The following is a 17,362-nucleotide window of genomic DNA, read 5'->3' on the forward strand; positions in this document are numbered from 1 at the left end:
CTATTGGTTGTTGTTATTTTTCTCGTGCAGCCGGTTCCCACTGTTTTGGGTTGTTAGAGCGCGTTTTGATTAGCCAGTGTAAAGAAGTTACGGTTGTAGTGCAGCAGCGGCGACGTCTCGGGTCCGAAGCGGATTGCCTTAACATTGCCAATGAAAATCGAATGACTGTCCGTCTCCGAAACTGTGGCGATCTCGCAATCAAGATTGGCCATTGCGTCATCAAGAGCAGGAGCGCCAGTCGCAAGACGCGTCCAGCGATAAGGCGCGAACTTGTCATCGCCCAGCTGTCCGATCTGGCCTGCAAAGCGCATGGCGACTTCGCGCTGGCAGTCGGCGAGAATATTCACGCAGAAGCTTCCGGCTGAGGTGATGGCTTTATGCGCTTCACCGAAACGATTTACACAAACAAGCATCGAAGGCGGCGTCAGCGACATAGAGCAGACGGCAGTTGCCGTCAGGCCGCGCTGTTGATCGCCTTCGCCGGCGGTGATGATGTTAACTGTCGCTGCAAGCTGTCGCATGGCGGAACGAAAATCATCGGTCAGCTGATCAGTGGCTGGCTGGATCATAGGGTGCCTCCTTTTTCAGCAAGCACGGTTTCAAGGAAGAGCGCCGCAGATGCAAGGCGGTGGTCCGCGCCACGTGCACCTACAAGCTGGACGCCGACGGGCAATCCGTTCGGGCCCCTGCCTGCCGGAAGACAGATGAGCGGTACCTGCAGAACACTCCACAGCCGGTTGAAAATCGGATCGCCCGTCGGCGCTCCCTCAGGCGCTTCGCCGGGAGCTGCGAGGGTCAGAACTGCGTCGAAACGCGAAAGGATCGCGTCCATCATCAGGCGGCAGCCCGGGATTTCGAGCATGGCCGCGCGATAACGGTTTTCGTCGACGCGACCTTGATCCTCCATCATGGCGCGGGTAACGGGCGTCAGGCGATCCCAGTGACGGCTGGTCTCGAAGATCAGAGACTGTGTGACTTCCCATCCCATGACGGCTTCATGCAAATCGAAGATTCCGTCAAACCATGACGGCGCAGTCAACACGGTAACATCTGCGCCAGCGGCCTGCGCAAGCGATGCCAGTCGGTTGACAATGTCGATTGCATAAGCTTCCGCCTTATTCAGACGCGTTCCGAGCAAAATGCCGATGCGAGGGCGTTGAGGAGGTGTCAGGTCAGTGAGTTCGGATTTGCCGCTCAACACCGCAGCGCAATAAGCAGCATCTCCAATATTGCGGCTGAGAATACCGAGCGTATCCAGCCCATGGCACAGCACCTTGATCCCCACCGTATTAATCGCACCGAAGGTTGGTTTAAAGGCGGTCACACCGCAAAAGCTTGCCGGGCGAATTACCGAACCGGAAGTCTGCGTACCATAGGCCAAAGGCACCATGCCAGCGGCTACCGCTGCACAGGAACCCGATGATGATCCGCCCGGTGTGTGCGCCGGATTGTGTGGGTTGCGGGTCTTGTTCGGGCTCGCCATTGCAAGTTCGGTACTCACCGTCTTTCCCAGGATCAAGCCGCCCGCATTGCGGGTAATCTGCACGGCCGGGGCGTCCCACGGCGGCTGAAAGCCCTCATAGATACTCGTGCCATAGCCGGTCGGCATATCGGCCGTGTCAATGACGTCCTTGACGCCGATCGGGACGCCAATCAGTGGCCCTGTGGCTTGAGCCGCATCCATCACATCTGCGGTAGCTCGTGCCTTTGCAGCGTCAAGATGCTGCCATGCCATGATCGGTTCGTCTTTATTGGCAATGCATTCAAGATATGCTTCCGTTACCACACGGGCGGTGAGGACGCCTGAAGACACCGCAGCGGCGACTTCGCGAGCATTCAGGGCAAGGATTTCAGCGTTCTTCATCAAACAATTCCTCAGCCGAATAAAGATGGGCGCCGGTTGCTCCAGGGAGCGGCGCGTTCAAGCTCCGCAGCCAGCGCGAAAAGCAATGCGTCTTTTCCAAAGGCTGCACCCAGGTGCGAGCCGATTGGTAAGCCATTGGAACTCATGCCAAGTGGGACCGACATTGCCGGGCAGCCAGATGTGTTGAAAACGGCAGTGAAAGGCGAATGTGACCAGAACAGATCGTAGAATTCATCGATGTTCTTGCCCTGACCAGCAAGCTTTCCCAACAACGGTGCGGGTTCTGCGCTGGCAGGCGTCAGCATGATGTCATAGGTGCTGAAGAAGCGTGCGAGGGCGCGCGACGAGGCATGGAGCTGGTTGACGGCCCACAAATAGCGCGTGCCGGGCAACGCTAAGGCTTCTCTGACCCATTGCTGATTAACGGGTTCAAGCATAGCGATATTGGCCGAGGACACATCGCCGCCGCTAACCCCTAAAGCCACATTGACGCCAACAATGATGCGCCACGCCGATTTGAGTGCATCTGCATCATAGCCTGCATCAACAACCTCTTCGACGCTGTGTCCGAGGTCTTCTAAAAGCCGCGCCGTGGAGCGCACGCTTTCAACCATTTCGGGTTCGATAGGACTGCCGTCCGGCGAAGCGACAATCATCGCAACTTTGAGGCGCGGCGGTGTCTTGTCGAGAGCCGCCAAATAGCTGCCTGGCGTCGCGGGGGAGGCCCAGGGGTCGCCGAGATCGCTGCCGCTTGTCACGTCGAGCATGGCGGCACTATCGCGGACAGACCAGGTGACGGCATGTGGTGTCGACATGCCACCAATGGCTTCAGCTGCGGCGGGCCCGACCGGATTGACCAGTCGCGATGGCTTGAGACCAAAAAGCCCGCAATGGCTTGCAGGCAAGCGCGTGGAGCCCGCGCCGTCCGAACTGTTGGCAAGCGGCACCATGCCGCTTGAGACAGCTGCGGCCGAACCCCCGGATGAGCCGCCAGCGGTTCGGCTGATGTCCCACGGATTGCGGGTTGGACCGAAGGCATCGGATTCGGTTGTGAAGCTCAGCGCAAATTCAGGCGTATTGGATTTGCCGACAATCACCATACCCGCCGCCTTGTAGCGCGCGGTGATGGTGGAATCGCGTTTGCTGACGGCATGTCGCAGCAATTCCGATCCGCTAGACAGAAGCATACCTGACGCTTCGAACCCCGTGTTCTTCAACAACATCGGAACACCTGAAAGCGGGCCTTGCGCCAAGCCGTCGGCGACCTGCTTTCGCGCGAGATCATAATGTGGATGCACGACGGCATTGAGTTGCGGGTTGAGCCGCTCGATCCGTTGGATAGTGGTTTCGAGGACTTCGCTTGCGCTGATCTCGTTGCCGGAGATCAGAGCGGAGATTGCGAGCCCATCGAGTTTCGCCAGATCATTCATCGTCTCAACTCATCTGCGCTTTGAATAGATCGAGATCCCACATGTCTTTGGTACCCGCCAGGAGACCATCGTGGAACTCGAATATATGCAGGCCGTCAAGCGCGATCTGGCGAGGTTGAACGTTGTCGCCACGCGGTGTGAATGTGCCAGTCATGTGATAGGGAACCGCAACTTGATTGCCAGAGCGGATATAACCGCGCCGTTCCCATGCAACATCGGGCAACATACGCCAGAAGCCGGTTAGGCCCTCGGCGAGGGCAAAATGTCCCTGGCGGCGTTTTGCCATGGCGACTTCCTCATGCCAGCCATCGGCGTGATAAAGCGAAGCCGCTCCTTCGGCATCGCGCGAAGTGTAAGCGCTATAAAAGCGGTCGATAAGCGTGGACTGATCCATCGCAATCTCCAACATGTCGCGAAAGAAAAAACCCCGCCCGATTGGCACCAGGCGGGGTGGCCAGAGCTTACTCGATCCCGGCGATCTTCTTCACCTGGGCGACATAGCCGTCACGTTTGACTTCATTGTATAGTCGAGCGCGCAAGGCGGGAGCCGGTGTGGCGTTGACGTTTTCAAACAGTGCAACGCGGCCAGCCAGAGAGCCGGAGGTCATGTCCCAGATGAAATTCATCAGCTGTTCTTTCACCATGGCCGATACGCCGTGTCCGGGCAGCAGTTCATGCAGGAAGTGGCCAACTTCCGGATTGTCGAAGGCTTTCTTGCCAAAGCGCATCACCAGTCCCTGACCGCATAATTCCTGAAGGATATGAATGATCTTCGGATAGTTTTCGATCGAATAAAGGCGACCGGCGGTCAGCATGCCGACATCAGGCCGCATGACGTCGCCTTCGGTCGGGACTGCCAATGCTTCGGCCGCAGTGACGAAGGCACGGAGCGTCTGTGCATATTCGACCAGCTGACCCAGCATCATTTGCACGGCTGGAATTTTACCAGTGCCGAGATAATCGAGAACCATCTGACCCGCACCGACGAAGAGTTCCGCTTTCACGGCGAGACGGGTGAGAACGTGCCAATGCGCGAAAACGCAGACCGGACCGTAATAGCTCATGGCCGTCGGATCGCCGAGGTTGAAGAGCCGTTCCTTTGGCACGAAAACATTATCGAACACGATGAACTGGTCAGCTTCTTCGCCAAGGCTCGACACTGGATGGTCGAACTTGCTCGACAATGGCTGCGAAACCATTTCACGCGAGATCATTTTGATGCCGGGCGTGTCGATCGGGACCGAACCCCAGATGCAGGCATCCGCAGGGGTTTCCTGAATGCCGCCGAGATTGGTGAAAAAGATATCGTTGGCCTGCGCGGCAATCGAACCTACCGTCTTTGCACCATATATATAGACGCCGTCTTTGGTAACCTTGCGCGCTTTCAGCAGTGAGGCTTCCGAGGCCTTGGGCGATGAACGGTCTGCCTGCGGGCCAGCAAGGCTTTCCGAAGCGGTCAGGTTATTATTCTGACCATATTCCATGTATCGTTCGATGTTTTCGGCGAAGTCCGGATCAATGCCGTCGATAAGCGACTTCTTTTTCTTGAATGTCGGCAGATAGGCATAGAGACCCACCACGATGGAGGGCGCGAGGTCTGGCGGACGTCCGAAGGTGCCAGCGGTTTTAAGCGAGGTATATTCGATCATGCGGCGGCGGGCGGCCAGGTCTTCTTTCGTGCGTGGGATCTGCCACGAACGGCTAAGAACCGCACCTGCCTTTTCATCGTAATAGGTGGTGGCATCGGCATGTTCGTCGGTGAACTGATCGTCGAACATCGAAGCCAGAAGGTCGATGCCCTTGGCCAGCGCCGGTTCATCATAGACGGAGTTGAGTTTTGAGCCGCCAACCCAGATCTGGCGATTGTCCTTGAGGGACTCCTTATATTGCGCGCCGGTCTTCAACCGGTGCGGCGTGCTGGAAGGTTTTGTAGCTGTTCCCTGTGTCATTGGGCCTCCTATTTGCAATTGGAATCGCCGGTGTTCCCCGGTTTTATGAAGCGTTTCCGATTATATAAGTCAGGCGCTTTCGGCCCTTTCTTCACGCATTTGCCGGATTACGTCCGAAGCAACGCGCATGGCGTCGAGCGCGGCAGGCACACCGCAGTAAATCGCGGCCTGAAGAATGACCTCGACGATTTCGTTCTCGGTCACGCCATTGTTCAATGCACCGCGAACGTGAATCTTGATTTCATGCGGACGGTTCAAAGCCGTCAGCATGGCGAGGTTGAGAAAACTGCGTGTCTTTCGCTCGAGACCAGGACGGGTCCAAATTTCACCCCAGCACCATTCGGTCACGAGCTTTTGAAGCGGTGCGGTCAAATCGTCGGCATTGGCCAGCGAAGGCGCGACATAAGCCTCGCCAAGCACTTCGCGCCGAACCTTCAACCCCTTCTCGAATTGTTCACCTTTGAATTCAGGACGAGTCATACATGTCTCCGTTAAGGTGGCAGTGCGCCAGCTGGTCCCCATAGTTGTCTTGTTTATTGAGCCAAGGTTAGACATGTCGGACTTGACCTGTCAATAGATTGTATGACAAGATTACGGTCATACTGTAGGCTAGGATAAAATTGTTTGACGCGCCGACGTTGAATAAGCTTTGGGGCGGGAGGATCATGGCAGAACCGATAGCCGAAACTGACGGGAAAATAGCGCCCTTCGAGCTTTATGCTTTGCGTTACGCCACACATGGTGGACGGACTGTGAATGACAATTTTCTTCATGTTTCCGACCCACATGAGTCGGGCGCTGATCTCGATTATTTCGTCTGGCTTGCCCGGCGCGGCGACGAGGTCTTCGTGATAGATACTGGCTTTGGGCAGGATGCAGCCGATGCGCGTGGCCGGACCCTGCTACGCAAACCAGTCGATGCCCTTGCGCTTCTTGGCGTCGATGCAAACCATGTGTCGCAGGTTGTGCTGACGCATCTCCATTATGATCACGCAGGAACGCTTGGCGATTTCCCGGCTGCGCATTTTCATTTGCAAGTTGATGAAGCGGGACATGCCACAGGCCCCTGCATGTGCGACACGAAAGCGCGCGCTCCTTTCGATGTAGAAAACATTGTGGCCTATGTTCGTAGCCTCTATGCGGGCAGGATAGCGTTTCACCGGGGCGACCATGAGCTCTCGCCTGGTTTCTGGCTTCATGCCGTGCCTGGCCACAGTGCGGGATTGCAAGTGGTTCGCGTCTATACCGCCCGGGGCTGGGTGGTTCTTGCTTCTGATGCTACCCATTTTTACGCCAATATGGAGCGCCGCAATCCATTTCCTGTGCTCTATGACGAGGCATCTCTCATCCGCGTCTATGCCCGGCTGAACGAACTTGCGCCGAGCCTTGATCATATTGTTCCCGGCCATGACCCCGCAGTAATGCGTGCCTATTCATCACCTTCGGCGGAATTGGAAGGCATTGTTGTCCGCCTTGATGTTGCACCGCGTTTGACTTGGGCGGAGCTGACGCGATGACATTTGCAACACGACGTCGTGTTCTAATCACCGGTTCGGCTCTCGGCTTAGGCCTGGAACTGGCCCGCAGCTTTGCGAAGGCTGGTGATCACATTTTCCTCACCGATATTCAGCCCGAAGTAAGCGATGCCGCAAGCGCATTGAGCCGGGAAACAGGACAGACAGTTGGCTCGTTGGTGGTGGATCTTTCTAAGGTCGGGGCAGTCGATCATCTTGCAGCAACTGCCCGTGACCAGTTGGGTGGTATTGATATTCTGATCAACAATGCGGTTATTCGCAAGATGTCGCCAGTCGAGGCGCTGGCTGACTCCGATTGGGACAAGGCACTCGAGGTTAATCTCTCGACACCCTTCCGGCTAATTCGTAACTGCCTGCCCGGTATGCAGGCGCAGGGGTGGGGTCGGATCATCAATATGGCCTCAGTTTACAGTCTCATCGCACTCGCGGGTCGCGCGGATTATGTCACCACCAAACATGCGATGATCGGCCTGACGCGGACAGTGGCGCTTGAACTGGCTTCCACATCGATCACCTGCAACGCGATCTGCCCCGGACTTATGGCAACCGATTCCGCACTTAACCGCATCAAAGTGCTGGCTTCGGAAAAAGGCATCACCACCGATGAAGCGACGCGACTTTTTCTTTCAACCCGTCAACCGGGTGGAAAATTTATTCCGATGGAGACGGTGACTGCTTTGGCGCTGTTCCTTTGTGGCGCTGCCAGCGAAGGAATTAACGGTGCGGCAATACCGGTAGATAATGGCTGGTCGTTTGCATAAGTGCTGACCGCAATAAAAGGAGAGTGGAATGAGCGAAGTCGGTTTTGTCGGCCTTGGCAATATGGGACGCCCGATGGCGGAGCGTATCATCAGCGCAGGTTACAGCCTTGCCGTGAATGACCGCGCCGAAGCGGCCGTAGCCGCTTTGATTGCCGTAGGAGCGCAAGCAGCTGACACGATCGGCGAATTAACCGCACGCACAGAGACGATTTTCCTCTCTTTGCCGACGCCTGAAGTAGTGATTGCCGTTGGTCGCAGCATTGCTGCCAATCCCGGTGTCGTTAAGCGCGTTGTAGATCTGTCGACCACCGGACCGAAGGCGGAAATGGATCTGGAAGAAATATTGTCGGCCGCGCAAATCGCTCTGATCGATAGCCCAGTTTCTGGCGGCGTCGCAGGCGCCAAGAAAGGAACGCTTGCGCTGATGGCCGCAGGTCCTTCGCCGCATTTTTCTGTCGTCGAGCCGATGCTGCTCGCGCTTGGTAAGGTGATCCGCGTCGCCGAGGAACCAGGCAAGGCGCAGGTGATGAAGCTGATCAACAATATCTGCTCTGCTGCCGCACTTGCGATTACCTCCGAAGCCATGGTGATGGGCGCCAAGGCCGGTCTTGATGCCGATGTGATGATTGAAGTCCTCAATGCCGGTTCGGGCCGCACTTCCGCCAGCGCAGATAAACTCCCCCGCTTCGTGCTGCCACGCGGGTTTGATTTTGGCTTTGCAATCGGGTTGTCGCTTAAGGATATTCGTTTGTGCCTTGAAGAAGCCGAACGGCTCGGTGTGCCTATGATGGTCGGCAACGCGGTGCGTATGCTCTTCTCGATCACCAAGGCCGAGCTTGGAGCGGATGCCGACATGACCGCAATTATTCGTCCGCTTGAAAAATGGGCGGGCGCCGAGGTGCGCGGCAAAGCTGCTGGCAGGTGACATGAAGGGTTTAAGCCTCACTCTGGCGGAGTTTGTCCATGCGACGCATGCTTTGCCTGAAGCAGTGCTCGTTGCAGGACGACGCTCCTTGCTCAATATGGTCGGCACCGCCATAGGCGGTTCGAATGAAGCTGCGATACAAAAGCTGGTGGCATTGCTGCCAGCTTTCTCAGGTCCCGCAAAAGCAAGCATCATTGGGCGCTCCGAACGCGCCGATGTACTCTGGGCTGCCTATATCAATGCTGCGTCCTCCAATATTTTTGATTTTGACGATACCCATGTGCCGACGGTCATTCATCCCTCGGCACCGGTTGCGCCGGCTGTCTTGGCGCTGGCAGAAGCGATGGCTGGGGAGGGGCGTCCAGTATCGGGCACCGCGTTGATAGAAGCCTTCGTGCTTGGCACGGAAGTCACATGCCGGTTGGGCAATGCGCTGCACCCGGTTCATTACGCACGCGGCTGGCACATCACCTCCACCACAGGGACCTTTGGCGCAGCATTGGCGGCGGGTCGACTGTTGGGGCTTTCTGCGTCGCAACTCGTCGATGCCTTGGGTCATGCTCTGGCGCAGGCTTCCGGTTCCGTCGAGACCTTGGGTACGATGTCCAAAAGCCTTTCAGTGGGGCAGGCGGCACGATCAGGCCTCATGTCCGCTTTGCTGGCATCTGATGGCTATACGGGCCCGGCTGAGCCACTAGAGGGAGCGCGTGGCTTTCTGGCCCTGCATTCTGATGCCCCCGATTATGAAGCACTGATCGGCGGACTTGGTGGCGATTGGGAAATCTTGAAGAATACGTTCAAGCCCTATCCGTGCGGTGTTGTCCTCAATCCGGTGATTGAAGCCTGCCTTAAATTGCACGGTGAAGGTGGCCTGCGGGCTGATACTATTGCTGCTGTGATCCTGACTGGAAATCCGCTGTTGCGCCAGCGTACGGATAGGCCCCACGTTACCACTGGCAGGCTGGCGCAGGTCAGCGCCCAACATGCTGTTGCCGTCAGCTTGTTGTGGGGAAAAGCAGATCTGTGGGCGTTCTCCGATGCTGCCGTAGCCGATCCTGAACTGAAGGCGCTGGGCAAAAAGCTGGCTTTTGTCGATGATCCGTCGTTCTCCTTTGAGGCGGTGGAGGTTAGCGTTCTCTTGCAAGATGGGCGCAAATTGGTGTGCAAGATCGACGGCGCCAAAGGTGGACTTGCTCATCCGATGAGCAACGCCGAACTGGTGCAGAAATTCAGAACGCAGATTGACTGGCGCGGGATCGAAATCGACGCGGGGGCATTGATCGCTACTCTTGAAGGGATAGAGGACGCAATCGACGCAACATCATTTCTCAATTTGGCGCGAGCCAACTAGCGCATCAAAATAAAATATAATTAAGGGAGACCGAAATGAATGCAGGAAAAATTGTTGATCCGATTTTTACGCTGACCACTGGTCCAGTCGATGCCTATCCGGCTGTGCTGCGAGCCTTGTCGCGTCCTGTTCTCTATGATTATGACCCGGCGTTTCTTGCATTCTACGAGGCTGTGAATGCAAAGGTGCAGCGCGTATTTCATACCAAAACACCGCCGGTTATTCTGCATGGAGAGCCTGTTTTGGGGCTGGAAGCGGCAGCCGCCTCATTGATTGCAAGAAATGATGTTGTACTCAATCTCGTTTCGGGCGTTTATGGAAAAGGCTTCGGCGCCTGGGCTGCGCGTTATGCAAAGGAAGTGGTCGATCTCGAAGTGCCTTATAATGAGGTGCTGAGCGCTGAATTGGTGGCTGATTTCCTCAAAAAGCGCCCTGATGTGGCGATTGTGGCGATCTGCCACCACGATACGCCATCTGGTACAGTCAATCCCGTTGCGGAAATCGGAGCCGTTGTTCAGGCCGCTGGTAAATTGTTCATTGTTGATTCCGTGTCGGCCTTCGGCGGCATGGACGTGTTGCCTGAAACTGCGCATGCAGATGTGTTCGTGACTGGCCCTAACAAATGTCTTGGCTGCCCGCCAGGATTGACTCTCCTACATGTCAGCGACGCTGCCTGGGAGAAAATCGCCGCCAATCCCAATGCGCCGACGGCTTCCATCCTGTCGATCATTGATTGGAAACGTGCTCATGAAGCACATATGCCATTTCCGTTCACGCCATCTGTTTCCGAAATCAACGCGCTGGATGCGGCGCTTGACCTTTATCTGGAAGAGGGCGAACGGGCGGTATGGGCGCGTCACGCATGGACCGCAAAAGCATGCCGGGCAGGCATTCAAGCCGCCGGTCTGAAACTATGGGCCGCACGGGAAGAAATTGCGTCGCCGACCTGTACGGCTGTGGCCATCCCGGAAGGAGTGGATGAAGCCAAACTGCGGTCGGCGATCCGAGAGCGTTACGGTGTCGTCTTTTCTTCCGGGCGTGGTGAAACGCTCGGCAAGCTAATCCGTATCGGACATATGGGGCCAACGGCACGGCCGACCTATTCGCTGGTTTCGGTTGCAGCAATTGCAGGCGGTCTCAAAGCCGCAGGGGCTCCCAATATCGACATTGGCGCAGGCGTATCTGCGGCAATGGCGGTGATTGAAGAGGCATCCGCGTAACGTTGTGCACCTAAAACGGGCAGAGCGCACAGTAGCATGCTTTCAAAAAGTGCAGTTATCGTATAGTAATACGGTAATATGCCCGCTTTTCGCTTATGGGGGCACAAACTTATGGCGATATTAATGAACGGAAAAACCCCACCTATTGATTTCAAAGTGATAAAGGCTGCCGCGCCTGTTCGTCATAGCGTTACGGAAAGTATCCGTAATTCTATTGCGATTGGATATTTCACCGCCGGGCAGCGTATCACGGAACGTGATTTGTGCGAAATGACCGGCGTGAGCCGCACAGCTGTGCGCGAAGCGCTACGCCAGCTCGAAAGTGAAGGCCTAGTGGAAGTGGTGCCGCATCGCGGTCCCATCGTTGCGAGGCTGAAGCCCGAACAGGCTGAGGGTATCTATCAGGTTCGTGTCGAACTTGAAGGTCTCGCCTGTGAGCTGTTCGCCCAAAATGCGACAGATGATGACATCGCTGCCCTAAAGGCAGCATTCGAAATACTGAAGAATAGCGACAAGATCACTGATCCTCTGGAGCGGCTGACGGCGAAAAACGCCTTCTATGAATGCCTGATCTATGGGGCGCACAATGAGGCGCTGGGGCATACGCTGTCTTCGCTAAACGCCCGTGTCATGGTTCTGCGCGCAACGTCGCTCGGCGCACCGGGCAGAACGCGCGAAAGCCTTACCGAGCTGGAAGAGGTCGTTGGGCATCTTGCAGCAAGGCGCGGCAAACAAGCCCGCAAAGCCGCGGCCTATCACGTCATGAATGCGGGAAAAGTCGCAATCGCCATTCTGCGTGAGCGATTGGCCGAGGAGGCCAGCGCTTCTTAAACCGAAAGTTTGACGCCGGGGTCATATTCCCGGCGTCGCTCCACCATCGACATTGATGACAGTGCCGTGCACATAGCTGGCGGCTGGGCTGCACAGGAAGCGCACAACGTCGGCAACTTCTTCTGCTTCTCCGTAGCGCTGGATTCCTTGGGCTTCGCGTAGCGCATCACGCGCCGCATCCACAGGGATATTACGTTCCTTTGCCAGCGTCTCAATTCGACGCAGCAGCCGGTCAGTCACGATATGTCCGGGGCAAAGTGTATTGATCCGCATCCCGGTGCCTTGGGCGCGCTTTGCAATCGCCTTTGTAAAGTTGATAAGTGCCGAATTGACCGAGCCGCCAATTGCGAAATCGGGTTCTGGCGTATGTGCGCCAACGCCCGATATATTCACGATGCTGCCTTTGCTTTCGACTAGCGAAGGCCATGCGGCTCGACAAAAGCGCACAGTGGCATGAAACTTCAGCGCAAAGCCTTCGAGAAAGTCATCGTCTGTAAGCGACAGGAAGTCGGCGCGTTTCGTTGCGCCCGCGTTGTTGATAAGCGCATCGATCCGACCAGAGACGGCGAGAGTATCTGCGACGACTTTTTCTGCTGCACCAGGCTGCGAAAGATCGGCGGCAATGACGACGACTTCCGGCGCGCCACAGGCGCGAGCAGCCTCCGCTGTCTCTTCAAGAGCAGCCGCATCGCGGGCGCAAAGACTAAGTGCAAATCCGTCTTTTGCTAGTCCGATCGCGAAAGCTTTCCCCAACCCGCGGCTCGCCCCGGTAACAATTGCTGTGCGCATTTTCTCTCTCTTGTAATTGCTGGACTGCCGGCGTTTCTGAAATTGTCCTTTATACCCAAATGGATACAAGGATTTCTGCAAATTCACCGTTACTCGATTTTCAATATTGTATTACGGTATGATCATGCTATCGTATTCTCGCACTGTCAATCGGGGTGAGGTTCATGGGCAGCAGAGATCTTTCGGTGATCTGCGTTTGCGACCCGCTTCGTTCCAAATGGAGGGGTCAGATGCAGGGCTGTAACAGATTGGCAATTCGCCCAATCCAGGGCTTGTTCGAGCGACGCTATGGGGCGGCGCATCGGGTCGCATTGACGCCCGCCTCGCAGACCAGATGCACAGCTTTCGGTGTAACGCCTGCGCGACGCTCCATGGGTATTTCGGCGCGTGTTGACCAGTCATCACCCTTGTGCCCGCACCAGATGCGCTGCACGGCCATTTTGTCACCTACCGAATTCAACTGGAAGACATTGCCCGTCTTCACATCGACGCCAAAACTGAATGAGCGGCTTGCTCCAGGCTTAACTTCACCGAGATCAGCAGAGAACCAGTGCGCGAAAGCGGCCGAGCAAACCAGTGAAGTCTTACCACTGTTCTCGACGGTAATGTCGAGATTTGGTTCACTGATAGCAGAATTAGCTGAATTCAAACTAAGAAATGCCGTAGCAAGAAAGGTAAGGTGAATTCGCATTTGCAAACATTGCTCCCATTTGTACTGAAGAGTTCAACCGGGAGGTAAAAAATAGTCAACAAAAATCTACAATAGGGAACGATATAATGAAAAAAATGGGAATCAGTGCAGTAAGTAAAGCTGTGCTTGCTCTTGCAGTAAGTGGTTGGATGGCCAATGCTGCATTGGCGGAAGATATCAAATCAATTGCTATTCTGGCCCCGGAAATGGGAACTGACATGGGCTGGAACCAGCAAGGCGTTGCAGCGGCAAAGGCCGCGGGCGAGGCTGCCGGTATCAAGGTCGTGGTTGCGGAAAACCTCGGCTATGGCGATGTGCGTCCAACGCTACGCGAACTCGCTGAAGATGGCGCTGGCTTGCTGATCGCGCATGCCTCTGGCTACAACACCGCCGCTCCGGAAATCGGCGAGGAAATGAAGATTCCTGTCGCGATTGTCGATAGCCCAGATAAGCTTTCCGCAGGCAAGGTTGCCGATTACACCGCCGCTGGCAGCGATGGTGCTTATCTCGCCGGTCGTCTCGCCGCCAAAGTCAGCCGTACGAAGATCGTCGGTATCGTCGTTTCGGGTGAGCCGCCATCGTGGAACAACATGTCGGTTGCTTTCGCGCAGGGTGTGAAGGCTGAAAACCCGGCGGTTGAAGTTCGTTATGCCGTCATCGGACCAGCTGCCTATGCCGATGCCGCAGGTGGCAAGCGCGTGACCGAAACCGTCATTGCTTCCGGCGCTGATGTTATCTTTGGACAGGGCAACGGTTCCAGCTTTGGCATGCTGCAAGCCGTCGAGACAACGCCGGCCACGGATGGTGGCAAGGCCTATTTCATCGACGTCATCGGCGACAAGAGTTCGATCGACAAGGGCTTTCTTCTGTCCTCCGTCATCTGGGATTTGCAGCCCGTTTATGCGGCCATGATCGAGGATCTCAAAGGCGGCAAATATGGGAGCCACAACTATAATATCAAACTGGATGACGGTAGCTTGCGTCTTTTGAAGACCAAAAACATTCCGGACAATGTGTGGAAGGAGATCGAAGATCTTCAGGCCAAGATTGTCTCCGGCGAGATCAAGGTTGAGCCGAAGTTCGATGCCGACAGCGTGCATGCGTTGGTCAAAACGGTCGCTTCCAAGTAACCAGCTTATTCAAGCATCGGCCCAGAAATCTGTAACAGCTTCTGAAACGTTCGATGCCTGGACCAAGCAGTGAGAGCGACAATGTGCGACCGATACAACGTACAGCGCTCGAATACCCGTCTCGTTGCTTCCGGGCATAATCGTGATCCGTCCGGTCGCGACGAGCCGGCTTCCATGAAGGACAGTTTGATGCAGGTGACAACACAAAAAGTAGTCCCTCTTTCATCACAGGCAAAAAGTTCTCCGGTCAGTTCTTCGGGCGTGCCCTTTGTCGCTTTGCGCGGCATAACCAAGCGCTTTCCCGGCGTCGTCGCCAATAATAACGTCAGTACAGATGTCTGGCCGGGGGAGGTCCATGTTCTGTTGGGCGAAAACGGCGCGGGAAAATCCACACTCGTTGGCATGTTGGCAGGTCTTCAACAGCCCGACGACGGCTGGATCGAGGTAGATGGTACGAAGGTAAACATTACATCGCCCCGCCATGCCTTGTCGCTGGGGATGGGCACTGTGTTCCAGCATTCGATGCTGGTACCGAGTTTGACGGTTGTCGACAATTTTACGCTGGGCGGGACCTGGTGGCGGAAACCGGATCGCAGCGGCGTTGCAAAGCGCATTAACGAAACGGCGAGCCGCGTGGGATTGCGGGTCGATCCCTTTGCGCTGGTTTCAAGCCTGTCGCTTGGAGAACGCCAGCAGGTAGAAATTCTGCGTGCGTTGATGCGCGGCAGCCGATGCCTGATCCTTGACGAAGCGACAGCCATGCTGACCCCCAACGAGGCGGTGTCGCTGGGGCAGCTAATGCGGCGGCTCGTTGCGGAAGGATTGGCCGTCATATTTATCACCCACAAGCTCAATGAAGCACTTGCCTATGGCGACCGCATCTCCGTGCTGCGCCTAGGTAAGAATGCAGGCGCTATCACGCCTGAAGAGTTGCAAACCCATACCGATGCGGAAAATACTGCTAATATCATTCGACTCATGTTTGGCAATGCTGTTACGGGCGAGGGTGAATCCGAGCCACGGATCAGTCGTGAGCTTGGTGGGACGGTCCTCAGCGTCGATAAGCTTAATTCCATCGCAGGACGCATCCCCCTTCGGAATGTTTCATTGACAATCCGCTCCCGCGAAGTGCTCGGAATTGCCGGGATTGACGGCAACGGTCAAAAGGAGCTTGCAGAGGCGCTTGCTGGACAATTGCCGTCGGTTGGGAGTGTTTGCTTACACGGGACCGAGATCGGTGCGCTTTCGGTGGGCGAGCGTCGCATGGCCGGATTGCGTTACGTGACGGATGATCGTCTCGGAGAGGGGACGGTGGGTGCATTCGCGGTTGCCACAAATTTTCTCCTAAAGGACATCGGCGCTGCGCCGTTTTGGCGCAAAGGGCTGGAAAAGCCGCAGCATATCCGCGCGCAAGCTGCGGAACATGTACGCAATTTCGATATCCGAACGCCGGATGTTGAGACGCCGGTCGGCACCTTGTCGGGCGGTAACATCCAGAAGGTATTGTTGGCGCGTGAACTGACAGGCACAGCCGAAGCGGTGATTTTTGCAAAGCCGACATATGGGCTCGACGTAAAAAACATTCGCGCGGTCCGCCGGCGTATTGGCGATGCCGCAGATGCTGGCAAGGCAGTGTTGCTTATTTCAACCGATCTGGACGAGCTTTTGGAGCTTGCCGACAGAATAGCCGTGATCGACCAGGGCAGACTGCTCGGCACGGTCCAAAATGGATTAGGCGCGCGCGATGCAATCGGCCGCATGATGAGTACCGGAGAAGAAGAATGAGCGATCAGCAAGCCGGCACGGCCAGAATAGCTGGACAGATGACGCGTCCGCCATTTTCCGCATGGGGCAGAATCCTTGCCGTAAGCGTTGGACCGCTGATCTCAGCCCTTGTCTTGGGTGGACTGATCCTGCTTGCTATGGGCGTCAATCCGCTAAGTTACTATGCCTATGTGGTCGAGCGGGGAATTATGTCGCCTTCCGGCCTTTCGGCAACACTGACACGTATGGGGCCGTTTCTCCTGATTGCGGCAAGCTTGATTGTGGCTTTCCGTGCTGGAATCTGGAACCTTGGCGGTGACGGACAGTTTCTGCTGGCTGCAGTGATTGTTGCGGCCACGACGCCGCTTTTGTACACGGCGGGGCTGCCAATCTGGCTTAACCTCGCTGTCGGTCTGGTGATTGGTTTGGCGGTTGGTGCGGTGTGGGGCCTGTTGCCTGCAATACTCAAGGCATGGCACGGCATCAATGAAATCATTACCACGCTGATGATGAGTTTCCTCGGCGTTTCGCTGGCCAATGTGCTGGTGAAACTCGCTTTTCTTGATCCCGCGACCACCACTCCGCAAACGCGCACACTTCCTGTGGATGCGCGCTTGCCGAAGTTGTTTGATACCACCATTTCGTCTGGCCTGATCATCGGTCTCGTCGTTATCATAGCTATGCATCTGATGATGACGAAAACGTCGTTTGGAATGAAATTGCGACTGGTCGGGGCCAATCCACGTGCCGCTGTTCACGCGGGACTTTCGGTCCCCAAACTGACCATAGCCGTCTTCGCCATTTCGGCAGGCCTTGCGGGGCTGTCGGGCGCGGTCGACATTCTGGGTACGCAAGGCAATGTCCGCGCGGACTGGAATCCGGCCTATAGCCTGACGGTGGTACCGCTGGTTTTCCTTGCGCGGCTCAACGGCTTTGGTTCCATCGCTTATGTCTTCCTGTTTTCCGCGCTCACGATCGGTGGGGAAAGTGCAGCACGCCGCCTCGGTGTGCCGAGTTTTTTCTCGTTAGTTATCGTGGCGTTGTTGCTGATCACTTTGGCGTTGGCGGAATATTTTGACAAGAACCGCCGTTACCGAGCCAAGGTCTGAGAAGGAGAAGAAC

Annotated in this window: 17 protein-coding genes; 9 read left to right on the forward strand and 8 right to left on the reverse strand. The window is 56.0% G+C overall.

Going from position 1 to position 17,362, the window contains the following annotated elements; all coding sequences use genetic code 11:
• Window positions 1–53 precede the first annotated feature (53 nt).
• The 6 genes from KMS41_20745 to KMS41_20770 form a co-directional block, all read right to left on the reverse strand.
• Window positions 54–569: a flavin reductase family protein gene (locus KMS41_20745; protein QWK80995.1), complete on the reverse strand. Its 516-nt coding sequence runs from the start codon at window positions 567–569 to the stop codon at window positions 54–56.
• Window positions 566–1,864: an amidase gene (locus KMS41_20750; GenBank protein ID QWK80996.1), complete on the reverse strand. Its 1,299-nt coding sequence runs from the start codon at window positions 1,862–1,864 to the stop codon at window positions 566–568. Before KMS41_20750 ends, KMS41_20745 begins: the two co-directional genes overlap by 4 nt.
• A gap of 11 nt (window positions 1,865–1,875) precedes the next feature.
• Complete coding sequence (locus KMS41_20755) at window positions 1,876–3,294, reverse strand: amidase (GenBank protein ID QWK80997.1); 1,419 nt, start codon at window positions 3,292–3,294, stop codon at window positions 1,876–1,878.
• A gap of 4 nt (window positions 3,295–3,298) precedes the next feature.
• The gene (locus KMS41_20760; GenBank protein ID QWK80998.1) at window positions 3,299–3,688 is read right to left on the reverse strand and encodes a nuclear transport factor 2 family protein; all 390 of its coding nucleotides are present in this window, start codon (window positions 3,686–3,688) and stop codon (window positions 3,299–3,301) included.
• Window positions 3,689–3,755: 67 nt separating this feature from the next.
• Window positions 3,756–5,243: a 4-hydroxyphenylacetate 3-monooxygenase gene (locus tag KMS41_20765; protein ID QWK80999.1), complete on the reverse strand. Its 1,488-nt coding sequence runs from the start codon at window positions 5,241–5,243 to the stop codon at window positions 3,756–3,758.
• Between the two features lie 69 nt (window positions 5,244–5,312).
• Window positions 5,313–5,723 carry a carboxymuconolactone decarboxylase family protein gene (locus tag KMS41_20770; protein QWK81000.1) on the reverse strand — a complete coding sequence of 137 codons (411 nt, stop codon included), beginning with the start codon at window positions 5,721–5,723 and terminating at the stop codon, window positions 5,313–5,315.
• A 185-nt stretch (window positions 5,724–5,908) separates the two neighbouring features.
• On the opposite strand from KMS41_20770, the gene KMS41_20775 reads away from it, so the two are divergent.
• The 6 genes from KMS41_20775 to KMS41_20800 all read left to right on the forward strand — a co-directional run bounded on the left by KMS41_20775 (window position 5,909) and on the right by KMS41_20800 (window position 11,866).
• The gene (locus KMS41_20775; protein QWK81001.1) at window positions 5,909–6,760 is read left to right on the forward strand and encodes an N-acyl homoserine lactonase family protein; all 852 of its coding nucleotides are present in this window, start codon (window positions 5,909–5,911) and stop codon (window positions 6,758–6,760) included.
• Window positions 6,757–7,539 (forward strand): SDR family oxidoreductase, encoded by a 783-nt coding sequence (locus KMS41_20780; GenBank protein QWK81002.1) that lies wholly within the window; start codon window positions 6,757–6,759, stop codon window positions 7,537–7,539. Before KMS41_20775 ends, KMS41_20780 begins: the two co-directional genes overlap by 4 nt.
• A gap of 28 nt (window positions 7,540–7,567) precedes the next feature.
• Window positions 7,568–8,464 (forward strand): NAD(P)-dependent oxidoreductase, encoded by an 897-nt coding sequence (locus tag KMS41_20785; protein ID QWK81003.1) that lies wholly within the window; start codon window positions 7,568–7,570, stop codon window positions 8,462–8,464.
• 1 nt (window position 8,465) lies between these two features.
• A complete protein-coding gene (locus KMS41_20790; GenBank protein QWK81004.1) occupies window positions 8,466–9,815 on the forward strand; it encodes an MmgE/PrpD family protein in 1,350 nt (449 codons plus the stop codon).
• A gap of 35 nt (window positions 9,816–9,850) precedes the next feature.
• Window positions 9,851–11,035: an alanine--glyoxylate aminotransferase family protein gene (locus tag KMS41_20795; protein QWK81005.1), complete on the forward strand. Its 1,185-nt coding sequence runs from the start codon at window positions 9,851–9,853 to the stop codon at window positions 11,033–11,035.
• 123 nt (window positions 11,036–11,158) lie between these two features.
• On the forward strand, window positions 11,159–11,866 hold the full coding sequence (locus tag KMS41_20800) for a GntR family transcriptional regulator (protein ID QWK81006.1): 708 nt from the start codon (window positions 11,159–11,161) through the stop codon (window positions 11,864–11,866).
• Window positions 11,867–11,887: 21 nt separating this feature from the next.
• On the opposite strand, the gene KMS41_20805 is transcribed toward KMS41_20800, so the two are convergent.
• Together KMS41_20805 and KMS41_20810 are read right to left on the reverse strand one after the other, a co-directional pair.
• Window positions 11,888–12,655: an SDR family oxidoreductase gene (locus KMS41_20805; protein QWK81007.1), complete on the reverse strand. Its 768-nt coding sequence runs from the start codon at window positions 12,653–12,655 to the stop codon at window positions 11,888–11,890.
• 286 nt (window positions 12,656–12,941) lie between these two features.
• Window positions 12,942–13,346, reverse strand: coding sequence for a hypothetical protein (locus KMS41_20810; GenBank protein QWK81008.1), 405 nt, complete (start codon window positions 13,344–13,346; stop codon window positions 12,942–12,944).
• A 95-nt stretch (window positions 13,347–13,441) separates the two neighbouring features.
• Here KMS41_20810 and KMS41_20815 point away from each other — a divergent pair, with 95 nt between their 5' ends.
• From KMS41_20815 to KMS41_20825, 3 genes are all read left to right on the forward strand, one after another.
• On the forward strand, window positions 13,442–14,476 hold the full coding sequence (locus KMS41_20815; GenBank protein QWK81139.1) for a BMP family protein: 1,035 nt from the start codon (window positions 13,442–13,444) through the stop codon (window positions 14,474–14,476).
• Between the two features lie 189 nt (window positions 14,477–14,665).
• Window positions 14,666–16,261, forward strand: a complete 1,596-nt coding sequence (locus tag KMS41_20820; protein QWK81140.1) for an ABC transporter ATP-binding protein — start codon at window positions 14,666–14,668, stop codon at window positions 16,259–16,261.
• Window positions 16,258–17,349, forward strand: coding sequence for an ABC transporter permease (locus KMS41_20825; GenBank protein QWK81009.1), 1,092 nt, complete (start codon window positions 16,258–16,260; stop codon window positions 17,347–17,349). Before KMS41_20820 ends, KMS41_20825 begins: the two co-directional genes overlap by 4 nt.
• Window positions 17,350–17,362: the final 13 nt, after the last annotated feature.

The organism is Ochrobactrum sp. BTU1, assembly GCA_018798825.1.
Taxonomy (GTDB): Bacteria; Pseudomonadota; Alphaproteobacteria; order Rhizobiales; family Rhizobiaceae; genus Brucella.